This is a genomic window from Acidobacteriota bacterium (genome assembly GCA_022340665.1).
Lineage (GTDB): Bacteria > Acidobacteriota > Thermoanaerobaculia > Thermoanaerobaculales > Sulfomarinibacteraceae > Sulfomarinibacter.
This window is the reverse complement of record JAJDNM010000072.1, coordinates 38,119-60,504: the sequence shown is the minus strand read 5'-3', so window position 1 is coordinate 60,504 and position 22,386 is coordinate 38,119. Positions and strand designations below refer to the sequence as shown.

20 protein-coding genes are annotated in these 22,386 nt (G+C 62.2%); 5 read left to right on the top strand and 15 right to left on the bottom strand.

All coding sequences use genetic code 11. The annotated features are described in order from the left end of the window. The first annotated feature begins 25 nt into the window (after positions 1-25). Positions 26-1,462, top strand: a complete 1,437-nt coding sequence (locus tag LJE93_09030) for a TrkH family potassium uptake protein (protein ID MCG6949037.1) — start codon at positions 26-28, stop codon at positions 1,460-1,462. Between the two features lie 270 nt (positions 1,463-1,732). Beyond that, entirely contained in the window at positions 1,733-2,923 is a 1,191-nt protein-coding gene (locus tag LJE93_09025) for an MFS transporter (GenBank protein MCG6949036.1), read from the top strand. A 14-nt stretch (positions 2,924-2,937) separates the two neighbouring features. On the opposite strand, the gene LJE93_09020 is transcribed toward LJE93_09025, so the two are convergent. Genes LJE93_09020 through LJE93_09010 form a run of 3 tightly spaced genes read right to left on the bottom strand, consistent with a single transcriptional unit; the run spans position 2,938 to position 7,172 of the window. Beyond that, positions 2,938-3,666 (bottom strand): FecR family protein, encoded by a 729-nt coding sequence (locus tag LJE93_09020; protein ID MCG6949035.1) that lies wholly within the window; start codon positions 3,664-3,666, stop codon positions 2,938-2,940. Beyond that, positions 3,663-5,027: a sigma-54 dependent transcriptional regulator gene (locus LJE93_09015; protein MCG6949034.1), complete on the bottom strand. Its 1,365-nt coding sequence runs from the start codon at positions 5,025-5,027 to the stop codon at positions 3,663-3,665. The genes LJE93_09020 and LJE93_09015 overlap by 4 nt, the downstream gene beginning before the upstream one ends. Before the next feature lie 3 nt (positions 5,028-5,030). After that, positions 5,031-7,172, bottom strand: a complete 2,142-nt coding sequence (locus LJE93_09010) for a CHASE2 domain-containing protein (GenBank protein ID MCG6949033.1) — start codon at positions 7,170-7,172, stop codon at positions 5,031-5,033. 121 nt (positions 7,173-7,293) lie between these two features. Between LJE93_09010 and LJE93_09005 the strand changes: the two genes are divergently transcribed. Next, positions 7,294-8,568 (top strand): glucose-1-phosphate adenylyltransferase, encoded by a 1,275-nt coding sequence (locus LJE93_09005; GenBank protein MCG6949032.1) that lies wholly within the window; start codon positions 7,294-7,296, stop codon positions 8,566-8,568. A 179-nt stretch (positions 8,569-8,747) separates the two neighbouring features. On the opposite strand, the gene LJE93_09000 is transcribed toward LJE93_09005, so the two are convergent. The 12 genes from LJE93_09000 to dinB all read right to left on the bottom strand — a co-directional run bounded on the left by LJE93_09000 (position 8,748) and on the right by dinB (position 20,563). After that, complete coding sequence (locus tag LJE93_09000) at positions 8,748-9,224, bottom strand: hypothetical protein (GenBank protein ID MCG6949031.1); 477 nt, start codon at positions 9,222-9,224, stop codon at positions 8,748-8,750. Positions 9,225-9,256: 32 nt separating this feature from the next. Next, a complete protein-coding gene (locus tag LJE93_08995; GenBank protein ID MCG6949030.1) occupies positions 9,257-10,249 on the bottom strand; it encodes a DUF2202 domain-containing protein in 993 nt (330 codons plus the stop codon). 187 nt (positions 10,250-10,436) lie between these two features. Continuing rightward, positions 10,437-10,838 (bottom strand): hypothetical protein, encoded by a 402-nt coding sequence (locus LJE93_08990; GenBank protein ID MCG6949029.1) that lies wholly within the window; start codon positions 10,836-10,838, stop codon positions 10,437-10,439. Positions 10,839-10,850: 12 nt separating this feature from the next. Then, complete coding sequence (locus LJE93_08985) at positions 10,851-12,644, bottom strand: hypothetical protein (GenBank protein ID MCG6949028.1); 1,794 nt, start codon at positions 12,642-12,644, stop codon at positions 10,851-10,853. A 10-nt stretch (positions 12,645-12,654) separates the two neighbouring features. After that, positions 12,655-13,539, bottom strand: coding sequence for a DmsE family decaheme c-type cytochrome (locus tag LJE93_08980; GenBank protein MCG6949027.1), 885 nt, complete (start codon positions 13,537-13,539; stop codon positions 12,655-12,657). A 431-nt stretch (positions 13,540-13,970) separates the two neighbouring features. Beyond that, positions 13,971-15,374, bottom strand: coding sequence for a hypothetical protein (locus tag LJE93_08975; protein MCG6949026.1), 1,404 nt, complete (start codon positions 15,372-15,374; stop codon positions 13,971-13,973). Positions 15,375-15,410: 36 nt separating this feature from the next. Next, a complete protein-coding gene (locus LJE93_08970) occupies positions 15,411-17,057 on the bottom strand; it encodes a DUF3373 domain-containing protein (GenBank protein ID MCG6949025.1) in 1,647 nt (548 codons plus the stop codon). A 27-nt stretch (positions 17,058-17,084) separates the two neighbouring features. Next, entirely contained in the window at positions 17,085-17,441 is a 357-nt protein-coding gene (locus tag LJE93_08965) for a cytochrome c (protein ID MCG6949024.1), read from the bottom strand. 176 nt (positions 17,442-17,617) lie between these two features. Then, positions 17,618-18,016 (bottom strand): DUF2752 domain-containing protein, encoded by a 399-nt coding sequence (locus LJE93_08960; GenBank protein ID MCG6949023.1) that lies wholly within the window; start codon positions 18,014-18,016, stop codon positions 17,618-17,620. 205 nt (positions 18,017-18,221) lie between these two features. Next, positions 18,222-18,752, bottom strand: a complete 531-nt coding sequence (locus LJE93_08955; GenBank protein MCG6949022.1) for a hypothetical protein — start codon at positions 18,750-18,752, stop codon at positions 18,222-18,224. A gap of 22 nt (positions 18,753-18,774) precedes the next feature. After that, a complete protein-coding gene (locus LJE93_08950) occupies positions 18,775-19,290 on the bottom strand; it encodes a DUF2085 domain-containing protein (protein MCG6949021.1) in 516 nt (171 codons plus the stop codon). 196 nt (positions 19,291-19,486) lie between these two features. Continuing rightward, complete coding sequence (dinB, locus tag LJE93_08945; protein MCG6949020.1) at positions 19,487-20,563, bottom strand: DNA polymerase IV; 1,077 nt, start codon at positions 20,561-20,563, stop codon at positions 19,487-19,489. Positions 20,564-20,728: 165 nt separating this feature from the next. Here dinB and LJE93_08940 point away from each other — a divergent pair, with 165 nt between their 5' ends. Further along, entirely contained in the window at positions 20,729-21,391 is a 663-nt protein-coding gene (locus tag LJE93_08940; GenBank protein ID MCG6949019.1) for an ATP-binding cassette domain-containing protein, read from the top strand. Further along, positions 21,388-22,188 (top strand): iron export ABC transporter permease subunit FetB, encoded by an 801-nt coding sequence (gene fetB, locus LJE93_08935; GenBank protein ID MCG6949018.1) that lies wholly within the window; start codon positions 21,388-21,390, stop codon positions 22,186-22,188. The genes LJE93_08940 and fetB overlap by 4 nt, the downstream gene beginning before the upstream one ends. Positions 22,189-22,386 lie beyond the last annotated feature (198 nt).

Sequence of the window (22,386 nt, the reverse complement as noted above, 5' to 3'; positions counted from 1 at the left end):
CGCGGGAGCAGGGGACACGCCCCGGATGAACCGCCGCTTCGTCACCTACCTGCTCGGTTGGCTGCTGCTGCTCGACTGCGCCTTCCTCTGCCTTCCGCTTCTGGCGAGCCTCTTCTATCGCGAGTCTCTCGAGCCGTGGGTAGCGGCGATTGCGATCGGCGGCATTATCGGCCTCCTGTTGGTGCGCGTCCGTCCACCGATCGACCGGCACATCCGTCCCAGGGACGGTTTCCTGGTGGTCTCCGGGGCCTGGATCGCGGTCTCACTGGTAGGTTCGGTGCCCTATCTCGTGACCGGCAGCCTGGGACCGGTGGACGCGTTCTTCGAGTCGGTGTCGGGATTCACGACGACCGGTTCGACCGTGATCACGGATACTACCCTGATTCCGCGAGCGCTGCTCTTGTGGCGCGCGATGAGCCAATGGCTGGGCGGCATGGGGATCATTCTATTCACCATCGCTATTCTGCCCCTGCTCGGCATCGGAGGCATGCAGCTTTTCAAGGCCGAAGTGCCGGGCCCGGTGGCGGACAAGGTCAAGCCGCGTCTTGCGACGACGGCCCGCACCTTGTGGCTGGTCTACGTGGGGTTCACCGGCGCGGAGTGCGTGGCGCTTCGTCTGGCAGGTCTGAGCTGGTTCGATGCACTGTGCCACTCGTTCACGACGCTCGCGACCGGAGGTTTCTCCACCAAGAACACGTCGGTCGGGGAGTTTGGTTCGGCCACCGTCGAGTGGATCGTGATCTTCTTCATGCTGTTGGCCGGCATCAACTTCGTGCTCCATTTCAAGTTCCTGACGGGCCGCGTTGTCGAGGTGTGGCGGGATAGCGAATTGCGCTACTTCCTCGGCGTGATTGCGGTTTCAACCCTGGTGCTCTTCGTGACGGTACATGAGGATGGAAATCGGCTCGGAGACAGCCTCCGCCACGCAGCGTTTCAAACCGTCAGCATTCTGACCACCACCGGGTACTGCACCACGGACTTCGAAACATGGACAACCTTGCCGTTATTGGTACTGCTGTGCCTGATGGTTCTCGGCGGCATGTCGGGCTCGACCGGCGGCGGCATCAAGAGCCTGCGCGCTCTTCTCGCACTGACCTCGCTGCGCACGACCCTCCTGCGGCTCATCCATCCGCACGCGGTGCGGCCCGTCAAGTACGGCGGGGTCGTGGTGCGAGAGTCGGTGTTGTCAGGAATCTGGGCGTTTCTCACTGCCTACCTGATGATAGCCCTGGTTGGCACAGCTGTGGTCGCGGCCAGCGGCTACGATTTGCTGACGGCGATATCGGCCGGACTCACTTCGATCGGCAACGTTGGTCCGGGTTTGGGAGAGATCGGGGCTTATGACAACTTCGCCCATTTCCCTGGGCAGGTGAAGGTGGTGCTGGCCGCCTGCATGCTCTTCGGACGCCTCGAGGTCTTCACCCTGCTCGCGCTCTTCTCGCGCGAATTCTGGCGTCGCTGACCGCCCTCCCACCCTCCCGATACTGGATACTCGATATTAGATACTCGATCCGTCGGCCCACCCCTTGACAATTCAGCGAGACGACTTATTGATTCGATGCATCCAGCATCCAGCATCCAGCATCCAGCATCCAGCATCCAGCATCCAGCATCCAGCATCCAGCATCCAGCATCCAGCATCCAGCATCCAGCATCCAGCATCCAGCATCGAACACCTCCCCGAGGGCGGATGACGATAGAATCCCCTCGGCCAACGCGAAGGGGCATCTGGTTGAAAGAGCATCGTGCAAAGATCGGCATCGTCTTCCTGATCGTCTTCATCGATCTGGTGGGTTTCGGCATCGTGATTCCGATATTGCCGCTGTATGCGGAGGAATACGGGCCGTCGCCGGCCGTCTTCGGGCTGTTGATGGCCTCGTTCTCGATCATGCAGTTTATTGCGGCGCCCATTCTCGGTCGTCTCTCGGACCGGGTGGGGCGGAGACCGGTCTTGCTGGTATCGCTGTTCGGCTCGGCGGTGGGTTACGTGCTCTTCGGCATCGCAGGATCTCTCGGCATGCTCTTCGCTTCTCGTATCATCGACGGGATCTCAGGCGGCAACATTTCGACCGCGCTGGCGGTGATCGCGGACATCACGGGACCCGAGGAGCGGGCGAAGGGCATGGGGATCATTGGCGCGGCCTTCGGCCTCGGCTTCATTCTCGGCCCGGCTCTCGGTGCCCTGCTGGTGACGGTTGCACCGTGGCTCCCCGGCATCGGTGCGGCCGTGACGTCGATGACCGCTTTCGTTCTCGTCCTGACCCGTCTTCCGGAAACCCTCGACAAGGACGCCAGACGGAAGGCACGGCGAAATCCACTCAGCCTCGGCAGCCTCACTGATGCCCTGTCCCATCCTCTCGTCGGCCTCTGCCTGCTGATGGTCTTCTGCACCATCTTTGCTTTCGCGAATTTCGAAACTACCTTCGCCCAGTTCGCGAAGCTTCGTTTCGGCTATGCGACCTCGACCATCGCGTGGCTCTTCGTCTACGCCGGGGTGCTGGGAGCGATCGTGCAGGGAGGACTGGTCGGTCGGTTGGCGAAAAGGTTCGGCGAGGTCCGGTTGATCGTTGCCGGCGCCCTTCTCAGTTGTTTGGCGCTGGGCTTCATACCCAATACAACGGAGCGCGGGCCGTTGTTGATGGCTCTTGCGGTGCTCGCCCTCGGTCAGGGCATCGCCCACCCGTCGCTCTCAGCCTTCACCTCGAAGCTCGTCGATCCGGACGAGGTCGGTGGAGTGATGGGCGTTTATCAGGGCGTGTCGAGCCTCGCCCGAATCATCGGTCCCTTCTGGGGCGAGGTTGTCTACGGTGCGCTCGGTTTTGCCTGGCCGTTCCGCACGGGTTCGATCTTCATGCTAATGGCGTGTGTGGTGGCCACGGTGGCCCTGATTCGGGTGCGTCGTTTGTCCAGCTCAGAATCGTAGCGGGTTGTCCCGACTCACCCGCCGTGTCGTTTCGACCCACCGCGAGACGACGAAGAGCGTGCGCCCGAGCTTCCCGAACCGGATCCGGCGCTGCCCATCCCAGGGGACTGCTGAGGACCTCCCATGGACGGTGTCGACCGTCGGCCCCGGTCCCAATCGTTGGACCCGATTCCGTGCGCCTTCGGAGTCGAAGGAGCACGGCCCTTGCGAATTCTCGAAGTCTCGCCCGCCTGCAGCCGGACCCTTTCGCCGGCACCACCCCTCTCCCAGGCCTCGACGGTTCCCTCGAAGACGAAGATCGAGGTTTCACCGTTTTTCGCCACGTCGACGCCGTACTCCGTGCCCCGAACCGCGAGGATCGCGGAGGGTGTCGCTACCAGGCGTTCCCTGGTGTCGCCGTCCGGGAGCTTTCCGAAGATAGCGCGCAGGCTGCCCCGATCCACTTCGATGAGAACTCCCGGCGTGTCATGAGAGAGGCGAAAGCTGGTTTTGGCCGAGATCGCGAATCTGGCCACATAATCGGAGACAGCGAGCTCTGCGTGTGATCTCGAACCGGTTCGGAGAGTGTCCCCCGACCTGGCGTGGTCGCCGACCTGCAGCGCCCGTTCTCCGTCTTCGGTTTTCAGCAGCAGACTGCGCTTGACCGAAACGACCTCGTAATCCAGCACCGCCGGGGATTCGGACGCGACGGTGGCCGCCAGCGCAGCCAGCGAGACAACAACCAATGTGATGGGCCACTTCATGGGTCGACCTCCTGAGGGTCAAGCGCAATGCCGAGACGATCGGCCTTGCGGTACAGGGACTTTCGTTCGATTCCGAGGATTTCCGCCGCCCGGGTGCGGTTCCCCTCACAGCGCTCCAGCACCGCCTCGATGTGGAGCTTTTCGAGCTCCCTGAGGGTGAGGTCGTCGCCAATCCCGGGAGGGGTGATGCGGTTTTCCGTCTGGTCCTCATCCGATCTGAGTAGCGCCCGAACGCTCCGCGCATCGCTCAGGCCACCGCTGTCGACGATGGTTCGCCGAACGATGTGCTCGAGCTCGCGGACGTTGCCGGGCCACCCGTGATTCACCAGCAGTTCCAGCACTTCGGGACTGGGAGACTGAAGTTCCATGGAATCAACATCTTTCTGATTGCGGCGGCGAAAGTGCTCGACCAGCAGGGGGATGTCGGAACGCCGCTCTCGCAGCGGCGGTAGCACGATCTCGTAGGCGGCGAGACGATAGAAGAAATCTTCGCGGAACGTGCCAGCTTCGGCCTCCGCGCGGAGGTCGCGGTGAGTCGCGGCAATCACCCGGACCGGTACCTGTACGGCGTCCTCCGCGCCCACCGCTCGCACCTCTCCGGACTGCAAAAACCGCAACAGCTTGACCTGCAACGCCGGTGGCAGCTCGCCGACCTCGTCGAGAAAGAGGGTGCCGTCGCGGGCAGCCTCGATCGCACCGCGGCGATCGCGGTCAGCGCCGGTGAATGAGCCCTTGCGATGTCCGAAGAGCTCACTCTCGAGCAGGGTCTCCGGGATCGCACCACAGTTCAGGGGAACAAATGCTCCCGCCGGATTGGCGCCGAATCGATGCAGGGCTCGCGCGATCAGCTCCTTGCCGGTGCCGGTCTCACCACGCACCAGCACCGGCATTGGCAGTGGCGCCACTCGCGCGACGGCGTTGTAGACCTCGACGATCGCCGGGTCGTTTCCGATGATCAGAGATTCGGGTCCGAGCTCGATCTGGGTGCCGTCGTCCGACCCCAGCTCCAGCGCCGTCGCGACCCGGTCCACCAGGGTGGCGACATCGAACGGCTTGGCGAGATAGTCGTAGACACCGAGCTGCCGGGCTGAGGCGGCCGTCTCGACGGTTCCGTGCGCAGTCACGAGGATAACCCTGGCTTCGGGACACGCCTCGCGGCAATGCTCGAGCACCTCGAGCCCGGTGCCGTCACCGAGATAGATGTCAGTGACGATGACGTCGAATGTGGACTCGTCGATCGCCTGTCGCGCCTCGTCGGCCGACGAAGCCACTCGGAGATCGTGGCCCTCCTTGCGGAGAGCCAGCGACATCATCTCGCGCATCGCGGTGTCGTCGTCGACGACGAGAATTCTGGCGGCCACTCGTCAAACCTCCCGCATCGCCGGCAAAGTGACCGTGAAGGTGCTGCCGGCTCCAATCTCACTGTCGATTTTTATGCATCCTCCGTGCCAATCAACCACCTCTCTGACCAGCGCCAGCCCGAGGCCTGCACCGGTGCCCTTGACCCCCGGTACCCGGTAGAAACGTTCGAAGAGGCGTGTCATTCCGTCTTTGGGGATGCCTGGCCCACGGTCGCGAACACTGAGACGGATGCTGTCACCGGTTCGGGTGAGATCGATTTCGATGACGTCTCCTGCTTCCGTGTACTTGATCGCGTTACCGACGAGGTTGTCGACCACCCGGTCGAGGAGCGCGGGGACCGCGCGAACCCAGCAGCCGTCGGCGAGCGAACGGGCGATGCCAACCTCGTACGAGGTGGCGGCGGCCTCGAGCACATCGAGCCGTGAAGCCACCAGACGGCCGAGATCGACGGTCTCCGTGGCGCCGTCCCAGTGACCTCCTCCCAGCCGTTCGAGGTCGAGGAACACCGTGACCATCTCTTGAAGCCGCTGGGCTTCCCCGCGGATCAAGGAGGCGACGCGACGCTGTTCCTCACCGTCGAGTTCGTATCGCTCGAGGTTCTCACCGAAACCGGCAATCGACGCCAGCGGAGTCTTCAGCTCGTGCGACACCAGCCTCTGCATCTCTCTGCGTTTCTGCTCCAGGGTGCGCTCGGCAGTGATGTCGCGCAGGATGGCGAGATGGCCTTGGCCGAGGTCGGTCAGCGTGACCGCGATCTGGCGTGAGCTGCGCTCGACGACCAGGGGACTGCTGGTCTCCTGTTTCGGTGAGATCTGGCCGATGTCGAGCGGCCCGTTCCACAAGCGGCCCGCTGCCGGGTTGGCGAGGACGACCTCGCCATTCAAATCCCAGAGGACGACCCCTTCGTCCATTCCCTCGAGCAGGGCCTGGCGGCGGGCGTCGTCTTCGAGGACCCGCCTCTGGACTTGTCGGAGGGCATCGAGGCGGCCCGCAGCGGTTCTCGGAACGGGCGAAGTCGAGCCTCCAACGTGCTCCAGCACAGCCTCCAGCAGACGACCGCTCTCCCTCCGCGCTGCCCGTGACTCGACGGTTTCTCGGAGGAGGGCTGACAGGACGACCACTGTCAGCATCGAGATTGTCGGAAGAAGTAGCAGACTGTAGCGGACGGCCAGCATCGCGATCAGAACCATACCGGCGACGAGAACTACGAAGACTCCGAGATCGAACTCGCCGCGATGGTCACGGGTGAGCTGCACGCCGAATGAAAGCAGCAGTGCAGCGGCCAGAGACCAGCCCCACCCGGGGACCCGGAGAAGTCGGTTCTGGAGGATGGAAGCCGCCGCCGAGGCGTGAGACAGAACGCCTGGCACCGGTTGGTGGCGCGGGCCAGTGGGAACGACGAACTGATCGCCTGCGCCCGTTGCCGAGACACCGACGAATACCAATCTGCCGTCAAGGTCCCGCGGGTCAAAATTCTTGTCGAGTACGTCGACCGTGCCGAGCGCCGGGATGTGCTGGGGCGCGGGCCGGAATTCCGGGCGCAGAATCGAGCCGGGCTCGATCGCCAGCTCCGGCCTCAGGAGCCGAGCGGCCGCGAGTGAGAGGGCGGGGAGGGAGAGGCCGTTTCCCTGTTTGGTTGCGGCGACGGTGCGCACCACCCCGTCCGGACCGACCTCCCCGTACGCATGAGCCGCGGCTCCCGAGCCTCCAAAGATATCCATCGGGAGCAACCATCGACCTTGGTGATCGAAGGCGGCTGCGAGGACGGCCGGCGTCTTCCTGAGAGCGCGAGCGAGGGCAATGTCGCTCTCAGGGCTGGTCGGTTCCGACAAGAGGACGTCGATCGCGAATCCCCGAGCCCCGGCGGCGGCCGCGACCGCTACGAGATTTGCATACCGGTCGCGGGGCCACGGCAAGGGGCCGTAGCGTTCGACTGCGAGGTCATCGATCAGTATCGCCACGACGGTGGGATCTGCGTCGAGGCCGCGGGTGGAGATTCGCAGGAGAAGGTCCCCGGTTGCGCGTTCCATGGGCGGCAACCAGCCGAGGCCCCAGGCGATCCCGGTCAGGATCACGGCGGTTGCCGCGAGAACCGCGGAACGAACGCCGTTCACCGGCCGAGCGCGAGATCGGTTTTCACTCATGCGCGATCATGCTACATGGGAATCCGGCAATCACGGGTGATCTGCACGACACATGGCACGCGAACTTTGCAGCCGATTCTGGAGCGGCTACACTGGCCCAAGATTGCTCGAGGAGGATTGAATGAGCGCGCTCGACGAGTGCAACTTGGATGTGACGGTTCTGATCCTCGGTGGTGGGCGTGGCACTCGCCTGGCTCCGCTGACGTTGCAGCGCAGCAAGCCGGCGGTTCCGGTGGCCGGAAAATACCGTTTGATCGACATTCCGATCTCGAACGCCATCAACTCGGGCATGGAGCGCATGTACGTATTGACCCAGTTCAACTCCGTGTCCCTGCACCGTCATATCGGCCGCACCTATCGCTTCGACGCCTTCTCGCGCGGCTACGTGCAGATCCTCGCCGCCCAGCAGACTCCGACAGTCCAGACCTGGTTCCAGGGCACCGCAGACGCGGTGAGGCAGAATCTCCGCATCTTCGCCCAGCTCCCCGGTGAACACGTGCTGATCCTCGCCGGCGACCACATGTATCGCATGGACTATCGCCAACTCCTGCACGATCACATCGAGAACGACGCCGACATCACCATCGCGGTCAAACCCTGCTCGAGCGAGGAGATCGCCGGCTTCGGTGCGGTGAGGGTGGACGACAGCGGACGAATCGTCGAGTTTCGCGAAAAGCCCTCGACCGACCGGGAACGGGCAGGTATGGAGGTGTCGCCGCGCCTCCTCGAGGCGAAGGGCGTTTCCTCGGATCTGCCGTACCTGGCGTCGATGGGGATCTACATCTTTCGCAAGGAAGCGCTCATCGAATCGCTCGACAACACGCTGGTGGATTTCGGAGGCGACATCATTCCCGCCGAGGTCTCGAATCGACGGGTGCAGGCTCATTTCTTCAAGGGCTATTGGCGGGACATCGGGACCATCGGTGCTTTCTTCGAGGCCCACATGGACCTGGTACAGGAGACGCCGCAGTTCACCTTTCACGATCAGGCGTGGCCGATCTACACGCGGCCCCGCTACCTCCCGGGGGCTCGCCTCCACAGGTGCAGGTTCGATCGTGCGCTCCTCTCTGACGGGTCGAGTGTGAAGGACTCCGAGCTCGAGAACGCCATCGTCGGCCTTCGAGGATCGATCCGGAAGTCCGTCGTTCGAAACGCTCTGATCATGGGGATCGACTCCCACTATCCGGACCCCAGGCCGGGGGAGCCGACGCCAGGCATCGGCGAAGGCTGCGAGATCTGCAACGCCATCATCGACAAGAACGCCCGGATCGGAAGCAACGTCCGTATCTGTAATGAGGCGGGGGTCGAAGAGGTCGAGGGCGATGGCTGGGCGATTCGCGACGGGATCGTCGTTGTGGCCAAGAATGCAGTTGTTCCGGACGGGACGGTGATCTGAGTTCCCGCCACCCGCCCGATTCTGGATACTTGATGCTAGATCCTGGATCTGCCCACTCGCCCGTAAACGTGGTCGGTGCGAAATTTGCGCTCTTGGTTTATCCAGCATCCAGCATCTAGCATCCAGACGAAAAAGGCCCCGCCCGGGAGAGCGGGGCCGAAAGAGGGGAGAGGGGGAGCCTACCGACGTCCGCCGCGCCGGGAGCCTCCGGAACTTCGAGAGCCGGATCGAGAACCGGCGCAACTTCTGCTGCCGGAGCCGCTGAGGTCACGCGCTCTGGAGCGCATGGTTGCACCCTTTCCGGAGCCGTTCACGCCGGCGGAACTCGTGCCTTTCTTGCTCGCCTTCTGCATCGAGGTGTCCGCACCTTTGCGGGTGCCCATCTTGCCGGGCGAGCCGTTGCCGCTGCCGCCCCGGGGGCCGACCCCCTGGGTGCCGGATCCGTCTGCGGGTCCGTTCTTTCGAACGGCGCCCTTCTGTTGCCCTGCACCCTGGGCCTGACCGTCGCACGTGCCGTCGCCCTTCTTCGCTTGTGTCTGGGCCTTCTTCTGATTCGCACTGGGGGCTGCATCCTGGGCTTTGGCCTGACCGGCCGAAGCCACGAGAAGCATGCCTGCGCAGGCTATGGTGATGAGGGATCTTCCTATTTTCTTCATGGTGAAATCCTTTGCTTCAGTCACTAGGCCGGTCAATTGCCGCCACCGTTGCCGCCACCGTTGCCGCCACCGTTGCCGCCACCGTTGCCACCACCGTTCGGACCGGTGCCGTCACACTCGCCAGAGCCGCTGCCGGACCCGTTCGAGTTGCCATTGCTACCACCGTTCGGGCCGGTGCCGTCGCACTCACCCGAGCCGTCACCGGTGCACTCTCCACTTCCATCGCCGTTCCCGTTCGAACCGTCACCGGAGCCGTAGCCTTGTCCGCCGCGTCGCATGCCGAACCCGCCGACCGATCCGCCGCAGGCCGGGACAGGTTCACCGTCCGAGTCGTAGAACATCCGCCGCTCCATGTCGGCCTCGAGAATCCCGTCGAAGGTTTCCTGGTCCAGATACTCGTCAGGCGTGTAGGTTCCGCCCTGAGCCTCGAGGGCGCGCATGAAGGCCCGGAGATGGTTGCGCGAGCCCTTGGCGAGGTTGTGGGCGACCAGCTTGACATGGTCGTTTTCGGTGTTCTCGATCATTTGGTAGAGATCGGCGAGATCCATGTCCTCGATCTCGACTCCGATGGCCAACGCATCGACGAGTGAGACCTCACCGGTGGCCACGAGGTCGATGTACAGCTGTGCCAGGAAGCCGTCGCTGAAGGCTCCGACGGTGTCGTCGGTGATGGAATCGACGAGCCCGTAGGTCTCGATCAGCTTGAGCACGAGGTCCATGTGCTTCTGCTCGGCGCGAGCGATGTTGGCGAAGATCGGCAGCTGCCACCGATCGGCCAGTGTCAGGTAGACGTCGCGAGCGAGCTTCTCCTCCTGGCGAAGGAATAGAATATCGACCTCATCATCGGTGGACAGAAAGCCCGCCTCGATTTCGTCGAAGAGGGCCTGGAGCCCGCCCGTGCACTCGGGTCCAACCTGGACCGTTGCCCGACGGCGCTGCTGGGCATCGGCCGGCGGGGCGATGATGAAGCTCGCAATCACCAGGATGGCGAGCGCCGTGAACGTGTATGAACGATTGATTGTCATGAGTACCTCCTTTTTGGCGGTTCGGTGGCCGCCCGCAGAGGTATGCGCAAGGCCCGTGCCAACTTTCGTCCGCGGTTGAGGATCCGGAATGTCGGCCCGGCGGGTCCAAATGCCACGCCTTGCGGGTTCTTCGGACACAAAAAAGGCCCCGCCGCGAACGGCGGGGCGACAACAAGGGAATGTCAGATCAGAAGACCAGTCCGATCGCTGCAGCGGCGAACTGGTATGTGCCCGAGGTGTCGTAGAGATAGGGCGCGTCGTCCTGGAAATCGACGTAGTGATAGCGGAGACGCAGCCACCATTTCGAGTCGAACCAGAATTTGGCCCACAACTCGGCGTCGATTCGGGTGTTGTCCAGATCCGAGTTGAGGTGTGAAGTCGAGAAGTCGAAGCTCATCGGCGGAGAAATCGCCACGTAGTCGTCAGCCGACAGATCGAAGGGCGCGAGGCCCGCCTCGGCCTGCATCCAGCTGAGATCGATTCCGATCTCGTTCTCGCTCCCGGTGAGGAATTTGACACCGGCCATCAGGGTCGTGGATTCGGAGGTGTAGTCGAGCACGTCACGAGAGAAGCCATCCTGGCCTCCCATAACAGTGCCTGCTCAACCATCGAAGACTGGTATGCAGGCAGGTACATCCAGATCCGAATCGATCCAGGAAAGCGTAGCGTACCAATTCATGTTCTCGGTCGGGGCCGACCAAACGGTAACGAGCGCCGTGCTGCTCTTGCGCGCCCAGTCCGTCAGGTCGCCATCGTTGTTGTCTCCGTCATAGTAGATGTACTTGCCGAAGAGGGTCGTGTTGCCGGTCGAGTATCCGGCGCGAAGATCGGCTCGCATCCAGCTCGAGGCCGATGCCGTTGTGTCCGCGATGCGCGCGTCTTGGAACTGGTAGTACTGCGGAGTTTCCGGATTCCACGGATTGGGATAGCTGGGGGAAACGAGCGTTGAACAGGCGCCATCAATCAGCATGAACGCGTTGTCGACAGATGCGTACTTGAGGTTGGCTTCGAAGTTCCAACCGGTGGCCGGGCGGACGCGATAACTGGCCCCGAGGAGGTTCGTGGAGGTCTCGAACTTACCGGGAAAGACCTGGAAGTTGTCACGATCGACGCTGTCATAGTCCCAAATGAAACGTAACGTTCCGGTCTTGCGGCCGAAGCGATAGCTGAGGTCGGCTTTCGATTCGAAGGCGTCGCGGTTGAGCGCCGACATCCGGGTGTGGTCGAAGTTGACGCCCCAGACTTCTTCAAAGGTCTGGCCGGCGAGTGGCCCGGCAACACCGGGTCGGTCGTTGACGTCGACGAAGACATCGTCGTTGTCGATCGAGTACGCGCGACCGCGCCAGCGCAGGCGCCAACCGTTCTTCCAGCCCTTGGCCGCGGTGACGACGTAACCTCGATAGTCGGACTTCAGGCCGGTGTAGGTGTTCTCGGTGTCCGAGAAAACGCCGTTGCCGGTGATCGTGAAGCCACCGACGTCGTTGAAGACCAGATCGAGCCGGGTCTTGTTCTTGTCGATGTTCGACCACATGTCCGCCGGTACGCCAATCGCGTCGTCGTCGTACTGGAGGCGGTTGTCGAAGACCGGAATTTGCAGCTCCGGATGGAGGGCGTCGTCGTAGGTCATCGGCACCGACGACGTGCCGTGCTTCAGGCTTCGGGTCGTGAAAGCCGCCTTGGCGTAGCCGCCGCTCCACGCTAGCTTGGCGTCGACGGTGGCGTCGGTCGTCGTCTCGTCGATCGGGTGCCCCTGGCTGTAGATGTGGCAGTTGTCGCAGTGCGAGGTGGTGTAGGCCTGGGTATGTCCCCGACGCTTCTGCTCCCGCACATCGAGACCGATGGTCAGCGCGTCGAGCCCTTCGAATTGAAGCTCGTTGCTGCTGCTGAGGACCGAGTAGTTGAACTGGTACTCCTGGTCGGGACGAAGGTCCGTGTGCCAGACCACTTTGCCGTTGGTCGACGTCGCTTCCAGGTTGGTCATCGGATCGTGACCGAGCCGGTGGATGAACTTCTGGTATCTGTTCTTCGAACGCCAGCTGCGTCCGAGGTCGAAATCGAACGAGCCGGCCTGGGTATCGGCGCTCTGGAAGGCGGCCACAAACTCAAGGCTGCCCGAGTCACTGTGCGACGAGATCATCGCATTGGCAGTGATACCCGACCTGGTGTCGTAGTACTCGGCCACCATGTCCGGCGAGTCGTCCAGGCTCGTGTTGTAAAGACCGATCTCGACGCTCGACTCCACATCAGCGTCGGAGATTGATCCGGGCTCGGTGCCGACAAGGTTGAGTGTGAACGGTCCCGGCTCGGCCTGCGACGCCTCCTGAGCGAAAACGGTCACGGGGATAGCGATCAGGGCCAGAACCAGCGAGAGCTGGAAAATGGATTTGATATTCATGATGTCCCCCTCACCGCACCATTCCGTGGCCGCCGCCCGGAATCGACTGGGACGGCAGGTCAGTGCCGTGGATCTGCGAGTGGCACTGGGTGCACTTGGTGGTGAAGGCCACGTTGAAGCTGTGCTCGCCGAACGGGTTGTCGAACTCCGTGCCACCGACGTCAATGTGCCCTTCAGGGCTGTTGAGACCGGCGTGGAAATGGAACTCGTGGCACTGCAGACAGACGGTGGGTTCGTTCGCCGTCAGCAGATTGTTAGCGACCGCTCCGTGCGGTGTATGGCACAGGCTGCAATCCTCGACCACCGGGGCGTGCTCGAAGATGAACGGGCCTTCCTTGGTCTGGTGGCAGGTGTAGCAGAGATCGTTGAGCCGCATGTCGGTCTTGAGCTGGCTCTCGGTCGCGGCGTGCGGGTCGTGGCAGCCGACGCAGGTCATGTGGCCCTCGGGTACCGGGTGGTGCGAAGGCAGCTGGAACTGGGCAACGACTGCCTGATGGCAGTCCTTGCAGGTGTTCAGCGGGTTCTTCGCCTGGTGAATCGAATGGCAGTCGAGGCAGCTCAGGTTTTCCATCGCATGCGTCGATGCGTGCCACGCGCCCTGTTCTTTCTGACCGTGGCAATCGAGGCACGCGGCGGTGTCCTCAACCGGGTTCTCGAAGGTCCGGATCAGCTCCGGATCTCCCTCTTCCATATGCTGGGTACCGTCACCGTGGCAGCCCTCGCAGCCCACCGTGCGACCGTAGACCTCGAAAGGTTCGATGCGCATGTGGATCTGGTTGGCCATCGCGGCGGCGACATCATCATGACAATCCATGCACGGACTGTCAGCGGCCGTCGCCGGTAGGGCCAGGGCGCATGCCACGCCGACCAGGGCCAGCAGGATGCTCCTCCTCATGTCCAATCCTCCTTAAATCGATTGGTTAGAAATCTGAGATGAACCGACGCCCGGAGAGGGGGTCGGGTTTTCGCCTCGCAGCGGGCTTCCGTAGCCCTTGAAAATCAAGCGCTTCGCCGCCCTCCCGGGGCGGCGGTGAGAGCCTCGAAGGTCTGGCGAAAAGGTCCAGTTCTTCTGCACTGTCACATAATTGTAATCTCAAAATGAATTGTCAAGCCTATGTCAATTTGGTCATATGAATAGTTTTTCAAATACACAAAATTTAGAGGTAAACGGTTTCATTATATGGCTTTGAGTGATTCATTTAGGATTCCTAACGGTTCTTATTCAGCTGAAAATGAGAAAATGAGTGATTCAGTCTCAATATCTTATCGATTCATGGACAAAAAAAGCGGGCCCGAAGGCCCGCCCTGGTGTTCGAAAGGTCCGCCTCAGTGCGAGGGACTCAAGACCTCGGCAAGCGGATCTCCCTCATAGCCGAGACCGGCCCAGTCGAGACGCCCGTCGGGTCCGTGGCAGTCGAGACAACGAAGCGCGTTCTCCGCCGGCTGGACCTCGTGGAAGATACCCATATAGCGTTTCACAGGTACCCACTCGTAGTCGAAGTTTTCGATCCCGTAGAGCACGTGGGCCGCCTCACGGACTGCGCCGTCGATGTTTCCGTCAGCGAAGAACTCCTCGACGTTGATCGGCAAGATCCAGCGGTCGTCCTTTGTCACCGGCATCTTGCCACGGTGAACCTTGAACGGGTGGAGCTTGGCCTTGGCATCCGAGCGCGAACCCTGTGGCAATACCATCGTGACCACGCCGTCATCGCGTTCGGTCACCGGAACGCCTGGCAGCTGAGCCCACACGGAGCCGTTGTACCAGGCAATCTCGGGCGTGACATTACTGCCAAAGGTGAAGGTTGGCGTGTGCTTGTCCTTCTCCTCATCGTAGGCTGGCGTCGACCAGTCCCGAACCATGTCGGTTTGGTCCTCCTTGGCGAAGGCCGGAATGTGGCAGGTCGTGCAATCGACCCGATTGGCATGCCGGTTCAGCAGCTCCTTCTGGTGAGGCGTTGCCTCGTGGCAGGAACCATCTGCACATCGGAGCTGGTCGGCGGAATCTGAACCCATCAGATCCACGCCGCGACCTCGCATGCGGTGGCTGGTGCCTGCGTGGCAGTCCATGCATGCCATGTCGCCACCGTCCGTGCCCATGTGCACGTCGAACCGGCGGTCGGTTTCCGCCAGCGCGTACTCGATGTCTCCGCGCTTGAAATTGGGACCGCCGCCGGAACCGGAGTGGCATCGCAGGCAGCTCGTCCGCTTCGGCATGGTGATCCGCTTGGAGACGGAGTCGAGGCCCTCCTGGTTCTTCCACAAAATCGGCTTCCACTCCAGGCTGCCGTCCTCGTTTTCAACCAGGGTCCGGTTGTAGCCGGATGCGTGGCAGATCAGGCAGTCGATGTTCTCGAGCTGTTCCCGACTCATTTCCGCGGACGGAATCTTCCCGAGCCCGGCATGGCACTTCGAACAACCTTGGGAGAGGATCTCACCGCGGGAGTTCTTGGTGATGCCGATCCAGGCCGGGATCGGGTTGGTGCAGAAGTCGTTGATGGTGTTCTTCTTCCCGAGTTTCTTGCCATCGGCGTTGACGATCGCCGGCGTCTCGCCGGTCCACTGGTAGTGCTGGGAGTGAAAGAAGGTCTCCGCCTCGTCCTGGTGACAGTTGAGACAGGTCTTCGTGCCCTCGTAGTGTTCGAAGTATTCCTTGTGAGAATAGTCGGCGGCGATTGCCGGCATCGCGACCAGGGCGAACAGCGATAGTAGAGAGATCGTACGCCGAGTCAATGTCTCCTCCTCGTGCTCAAAGGATCAGCCTATCGATCAAAAACGCGCCTGCAATCCTAACAGGAAACGGTCGGCGTCGGTGGGCGAGGGGAAACCGAGGATCGGGGTCGAATCCAGATCCTTGGGCGCCCCCATGTGCCAGCCGGAACCAGAGGAGTCGAAGTTGTACATCATGTAATCGAGCTTGAGGATGAAACGCCGCGCGATTCGATGCGTGAGGTAGATCTCCCAGACGTCTCCGCGAACCGAGGTCTTGGGCGCGAAGAGGCTGTCCTCGGCGACCGCCATATTGAACCAGTACTCCGAGCCGTAGTTGTACTCGAGTCCGATCTTCGTGTCGTCGTTCGGCAAGGTGTAACGAGCGCCCAGGTAGAACGAGTATGCATTCTGTTTCTCAGGCATCTCGAAGGGGTCGGAGAAGAGACCGCCGAACGGCGATGTGACGTTTGTCGGATCAGACTTCATGTAGCTGTAACTTCCGAAGACGTCGAACGGTCCCGGGTGAATGACGCCGACAAGGCTCGCCCAGCTGATGTCGCCGAGGGTCGCCGACGGCGCATATCGCAGAACGACCGGGGCCGGGACATCCTGGCCGGTGACCGGATCGACCGGCAGAACAACGAGTCCGCCGAAGCCGTCGGTGACGTCAAACGCACGCATGACGGTCGTCTGAACGAACAGGTCCTCGGTGTTCCAGATGTCCCAGTTGAAGCCGAGGAATGAAGCGTCCTTGAGCCTGTCGGCGGGCAGCTGGAGCTCCTGGGCGTTTCCGAAGCCGGATTCGAAGCCGACGCCATAGCACAGGCGGAAGGTCGATGTGTCGCTGATCTTCCAACCGCCCGTGATGCCGTCGAACTGGAAGTTCACCAAGGTTCCAAGAGGCGACCCACCGCGCGGCTCGTCGTTGCGGAAGTTGAGGGGCACCCCTCCGGTGGAGGGACGGCGCCCGATCGACAGGTAGAATTTGTCTCCGGACCAGGTGAAGTAGGCCCGTTCGACACGGACGATGTCGGAGTTCGGGACCGATGAGGTCGTGCCGTCGATGTTGATCGAGGTGGGGAAGCCGTTGAAGGTCTGGACGCCGGTCGAATCGCCCCATACCTTGTACATCGAGAGCCGGCCGGCGAACTCGATGTTGTCGGCCACCTCGGCATGCATCTGCAGGCGAAGACGATTGGTGTAGAGAATGTCGTTCGAGTAGTCATAGCCCTCGGTGAATGTGTAGGGAAGGAGCTGCTGCATCAGGCCCTGCTGCATCTCCGGCGGGAAGGATGCCATCATCTCTTTCAGCCAGTCGAAGGTGACGACGTTGTTGAGGTAGTAGAGGTACTGTGAGTAGTTCTGGGCGATGAAGTTCTGCACGTCCTCGGGTGACTGCGGGGGCATATTGTTGGCACCGAAGTAGAAGAGCGTGTCGACCAGCGCCCTCTGCAACTGCATCCCGTTGAAGTAATCGTCGTAGGTCGAGCTGATCGAGTTCGCCTCGAAGCGAAAATCACCGGTGAAATTGATGCGGTCGAGTGCGGACTTGCGCTCGGCCTTCATCAGGCGCTTTTCGAGATCTTTGACCTCTTCTTTGAGATCGTCGATCTGTTCCTGGGTGGCGTCGGCGCTCTGTGCGAATAGCCCCGTTGTCGTGCAGAGCAGGGCTATGCCAAGCAAGGCGAGTGTCTTGCGTATCATCTGGATTCTCCTTGAGTCTATTGCTGACTAGCCGCAGGTCATCGGCTGCTCGGAGTCGGCCGCGTGGTCGATCGCGAACTTCTTGATCATCTCGAGGTCCTCTTCGCTGATGACCTCGGTAACCGGCTTGTTGTCGTGGTTTCCGTCGAGTACGCCAGAGTGGCTCTCGACGTACTCCTCTTTGAAGAAGCGATCCCATTGATCCTGAATCAGGCTCATCGGCGTGTACTCGCCGTGTTCGGAATCGGCTAGGTGGCAGGGTTTGCAGTACTCCTTGTACAGGTCGACGCCCTTGGGTTTCTTCGCCGCAGTTGCGACATTGGCCAAGCTCAGAGCGAGAACTCCGATCAGCATGGCCGCAACGAACAATGTGGAACGGTTCACTTTGACCTCCTAGAACCAAAGAATGTATGGATATCAACTAAATAGCCATATCCTTTTTTACGGTCGATAGAATAGAATCAAGCTGTGTCATTGTCAAGACTATTCAAATGAAATAATGACAATGAATGAAACCAAATCTCAAATTTGCAACTACGTTGAGAGGCCCGAATCGGACATCAGTCGACGATGATGAGATACAGCCAGTTCAATAGCACGAGGACGGCGGTGGTCACGCGAAGCCAACCCGCCTTGGACCCCTCGGCGACCGGGATCGGCCATCGTGATACTGCCCAGAGAACCGCGAGCGGAGCACCGGCGACGAAGATCAAACCTGCTGTGGCTGCGAGCGGGTTCGCGGCGAACGCGGATGCCAGGTCTCCGTCGAGGAAGGCGGTCGCCGCTCGGGTGGTGCCGCAGCTCGGGCACGGCACAGCGGTGATCGAGCGAAAGACGCAATTCCCGAGGTGAGGTGCGACAGCCATCCACAGGGGTCGCAAGGCGACGGCCAAGGCGGCCGCCGCGAGCCAGAGATACGCCAGCTGGCGCTCCTCCTTTGACAGGGAACGGGTGGTCACCGCGAAGTGGCCACCCCTTCCACGCCCATGAAACCCATCCCCACGAAGACGTCTTGCGGCCGCGTGCCCGACAGGGTGGTGGCGACGATCAGTCGTGCGAAGGCCATCGGTCGTGCAGGATCCTCCCGGGAGCTCCTTACCCTCGGCGGCGGCGCCTGGGATGGGGCCGACGATGCCACTTGCAACGCATTCTGCCCGGAGAGTATCAGCCGACGGGCGGCGGTGGCGGCGCCCGGTCGTACTCCGGCGGTTGCGGTTGCGACTTGAAGACCGAGCCGCCGATCAGTCCGCCAAGGGTTCCAAAGATCGCACCCAGAAGCAGGGCCAAGAACAGCCCGACAAGAAACACCATCAGCCCGCCGGAGCTGTCCATGAACTGCGAGATCTGGTCCAGGACCTCCGGGTCGATGTCTGCGCCCGTCGCCTCGATCTGCTCGATGACCTCATCCCACTCCCCGATACCCATGGCGGAGCTGATGAGGCCGCCGAGGACTCCCGAGATCCCACCATAGATGAGTCCGGAGAGCAGACCGACGGTAGCCCCGTTACCGGGTAGGAAAGCGACGCCGGCATTGCGGCAGTCCTTCGAGTACAGATAAGCAGCGAAGAATCCACAGCCGATGATCAGTGCACAGCAGGCGCAGTTGATCCAGTTGATGACCGGAATGGATCCCGCGATTCCGAAGACGACTCCGGCGACCAATGCGGGTTTGAGCATCGAAGGTGCCTGATTCATGGTGTCCTCCTTGAGTGTCGCCCTATCCTACCGAATCCTTCGGTTCTTTTTTTCGATTTCCCTGGTTCGAGTTGTGCCTCACGATTTCGAACAGCGCATCACCGAGGTAGAGACCGGCGAGGAAACCGAGCGGCATGGCAATCGCGAAACGAGCCCAGTTCCCAAGGCTCGGAAGTCCGACCTGGCCGGCGACGAAGTCCACAATCGTCGGCGCGGCAACCACCGCCAGCCAGCGGGGACGGGGCCGCCACGATCGATCACGGATGGTGATCCACAGGAGGGCGAGAGTTCCGCCGAGGTACAGGCCGGCACACCTGGCGCACACGGCCATCGGTCCGAAACCGAGGTCCAGGCACCGGTCGCTGATCTGGTGGCACGCTGGTCGATAGAACCACCGAAGCCAGTGACCGGCAATCACGTCGTGCGCGATCAACCAGGGGGCGACGAAGATGCCTGCGGTCCACAGCCCGGCAAGGGCGGTCACGAGACCGAGAACAAGGCGGGTGGGTGAAGAAATGGACTCTCGAACGTCAGTCATTTGGAGGCACTAGTGTGCCAGAACCATCCCGCCCACCCACCCGATACTGGATCCTCGATGCTGGATTCTCGATCAGTTCTCCCGCCTCTTGCCAATCCATCACGGTGGTCTATCGATTCGTAGCATCCGGCATCCGGCATCCGGCATCCGGCAACCAGCATCGAGCCTTGAGCATCCAGGTCCCACCTGAATTCCACTACTCCTCGAACAGCGCCTTCTGCCCGAGGTCGCCGGGGACAAGATGACTCGTTCCGACGCCGAGCAGGCGGACCGAGTGCTTGGCTGCCTCGGTACGTCGCACCATCTCGCGCGCGGCGGCGGAGATCGTGGCCGCATCCGACGTCGGCGATGGCAGGGTGTGCGAGCGGGTGCGGGTGGTGAAATCTGGATAGCGCACCTTGACCGTGATCGTAGTCGCCGCCAGCCGGCGCTTCTCGAGGCCCCGTGCGACCTCTCGGGCCATCGAGTCGAGGATCCGATCGATCTCCACAGGGTCCTTGACGTTGTCCTCGAAGGTGCGCTCGGTGCTCAGACTCTTCCGTTCTCGCTGGGGATGGACCGGACGGTTGTCGATTCCGCGGGCGCGCTCCCAGAGAAATCGCCCCCAGTTGCCGAATCGGACCATCAGACGATCGACAGTCTGCTGACGGAGCTCGCCCACCGTGGTGATGCCCATTTCGTGCAGCCGTCGTTCGCCGGCCGGGCCGATGCCGAAAAGCCGGCGGACCGGGAGCGGCGCGAGGAATGCCTCGACCTCGTGCGGGCGGATGACCGTCAGCCCGTCCGGTTTGCGGTGGTCGGAGGCGATCTTGGCCACCAGCTTGTTTGGCGCCACGCCGACACTGACTGTTAATTGGCGCTCCTCTCGAACCCGGCGGCGGATGTCCTCGGCAATCGCGGTGGCGCTGTCGAAAGGGCCGAGGTGCTCGCTCACGTCGAGGAACGCCTCATCCAGCGACAGCGGCTGGACGATCGGCGTGTAATCACGATAGATGGCGAAGATCTGCTGCGACTCCGACCGGTAGCGCGTGAAATCGGGGCGGAGGAATATCGTCTCGGGGCACAGCCGCCTGGCCAGCGCCGCCGGCATCGCGGAGTGAATCCCGTACTTGCGAGCCTCGTAGTTGGCGGCAGCCACGACGCCGCGGCCCGACGGATCGCCACCGACCACAACCGGTTTCCCTTCGAGGGCGGGATCGTCGCGGATGTGAATGGCGGCATAGAACGCGTCCATGTCGGCGTGAAGGATGCGGCGTATCGGCCGGTCGACCATTTTTCAATTTTACGCCTTGTTTATTCCTTTGGCTACTTCATGACACTCCGCTCTCGCTCCCGTTCCCGTTCCCGCTTCCGACGTCGGCGCCACAAGATCTCCCGAGCCGTTTCGGGATCGGGATCGGGTTCGGGACCGGGATCGAAAAAGATATAAACTCCCCGCATGGCAGCCTTCCTCGAGTGCGGCCCGTTCACGGCCACCGACGGCGAGAATAGGGTTCTGTTCGAGGAAGTCTCGATTTCCCTGGATGAATCACAGACCGTCGCGATCGAAGGCCCCTCCGGGAGTGGTAAGAGCACGCTCCTTCGCCACCTGACGGCACTTGCACATTCGCCCGAGGCTGAGTGGTGGCTCGAGGGCGAGCCGTATGCCGGCGCCGACCTGGTCGCCTGGCGGGCACGTGTGAGCCTCGCGGCACAGGATGCGCCGATGATCTCCGGTACCGTGCGTGAAAATGTGGCGTTTCCATTTGCTCAACGCTCCGGACGTCGGAAGCGGTTCGACGAGGGCGCGGCGTCGGCGATTTTGGCTCGAGTTGGGCTCGAGGCGATCCCTCTCGATCGCGACGTACGAACGATTTCCGGCGGCGAGCGCCATCGATTGGCGTTGGCCCGCGCGCTGCTCTGGGACCCACAGGTGCTGGTCGCCGACGAACCGCTCGCTGGGCTCGATCCGGAAATCGCCTCCGCCTGCCTGGAGCTGCTCCTCGACTTCGCCCACCGTGCGGGCCGGTTGCTCGTATGCGTGTTTCACGATCCGACGATGATCGCCCGAACCGACCTTCGGCTGCGGCTCTCCGAAGGCGGATTGCGGGAGGTTTCATGACCGACTTCATAGAGCTCGGACGCCAGCAGCTGATCATCGCCACGGTGCTCATCGTTGCGGCGGGTGCGGTGTCGATGGTCCTTCGGCTTGGAGTCGAACGGCGGCTATGGGTGGCTGCCCTACGGACCGTTATCCAGTTGGGCCTCCTCGGCCTGGTGCTCGAGCGGATCTTCGCTCTCCGCAATCCGCTGTTGGTGGTGTTGTTGCTGTTGTTAATGACAGTGTTTGCCGCCCGCGAAGCGGTCGTTCGGGCGTCACGGCTCTACCGGGGGATCCTTTTGGACGCCTGGCTCACGATGGCCGCCAGCTGCCTGGTAGTGGGCGGAATGGTGACCCAGATCGTGGTCGGCGTCGATCCGTGGTACGAGCCGCAGTATGTCATTCCGCTGCTCGGCATGATCCTCGGCAATTCGCTCACCGGGATCTCGCTGTGTCTCGACCGTTTCATGGACCACCTCGATCTTCGGGCGGCCGAAGTCGAACTTCGAATCGCGTTCGGAGCCACCCGAGGTGAGGCGCTGAAAGAACCGCTCCGGGACGCGGTGCGCACCGGAATGATCCCGATCATCAACGCGATGGCGGCGGCCGGCCTCGTGTCGCTGCCGGGCATGATGACCGGACAGATCCTCGCCGGATCACCGCCCCTCCAGGCGGTCGCCTATCAGATCGTGGTGATGTTCATGATCGCCGCCGCGGTAGCCCTTGGCGCGATGCTCGTGGTGATCCTCTCCGGCCGCCATTTCATGGGCGCCGACGCCACCCTTCGCCTCGATCGCCTGACCGCGAAGAACAGCTAGACCAGTCCACCGTCCGCGGGCCGTGCCCGCGGATACGCGTGCTCGGCACTCGGCCCTCAGGTCAAAGCAAATCCAAAATCCCAAATCCGAAATGACGTGATGGCGGGCTCGTCCGACGAGCCCAGCCAGAACGTCATCACGAGCGAAGCGCGCCGCAGGCGCGCGCAGCCGAGGGATCTGTGGGCAATGCAGCATCGC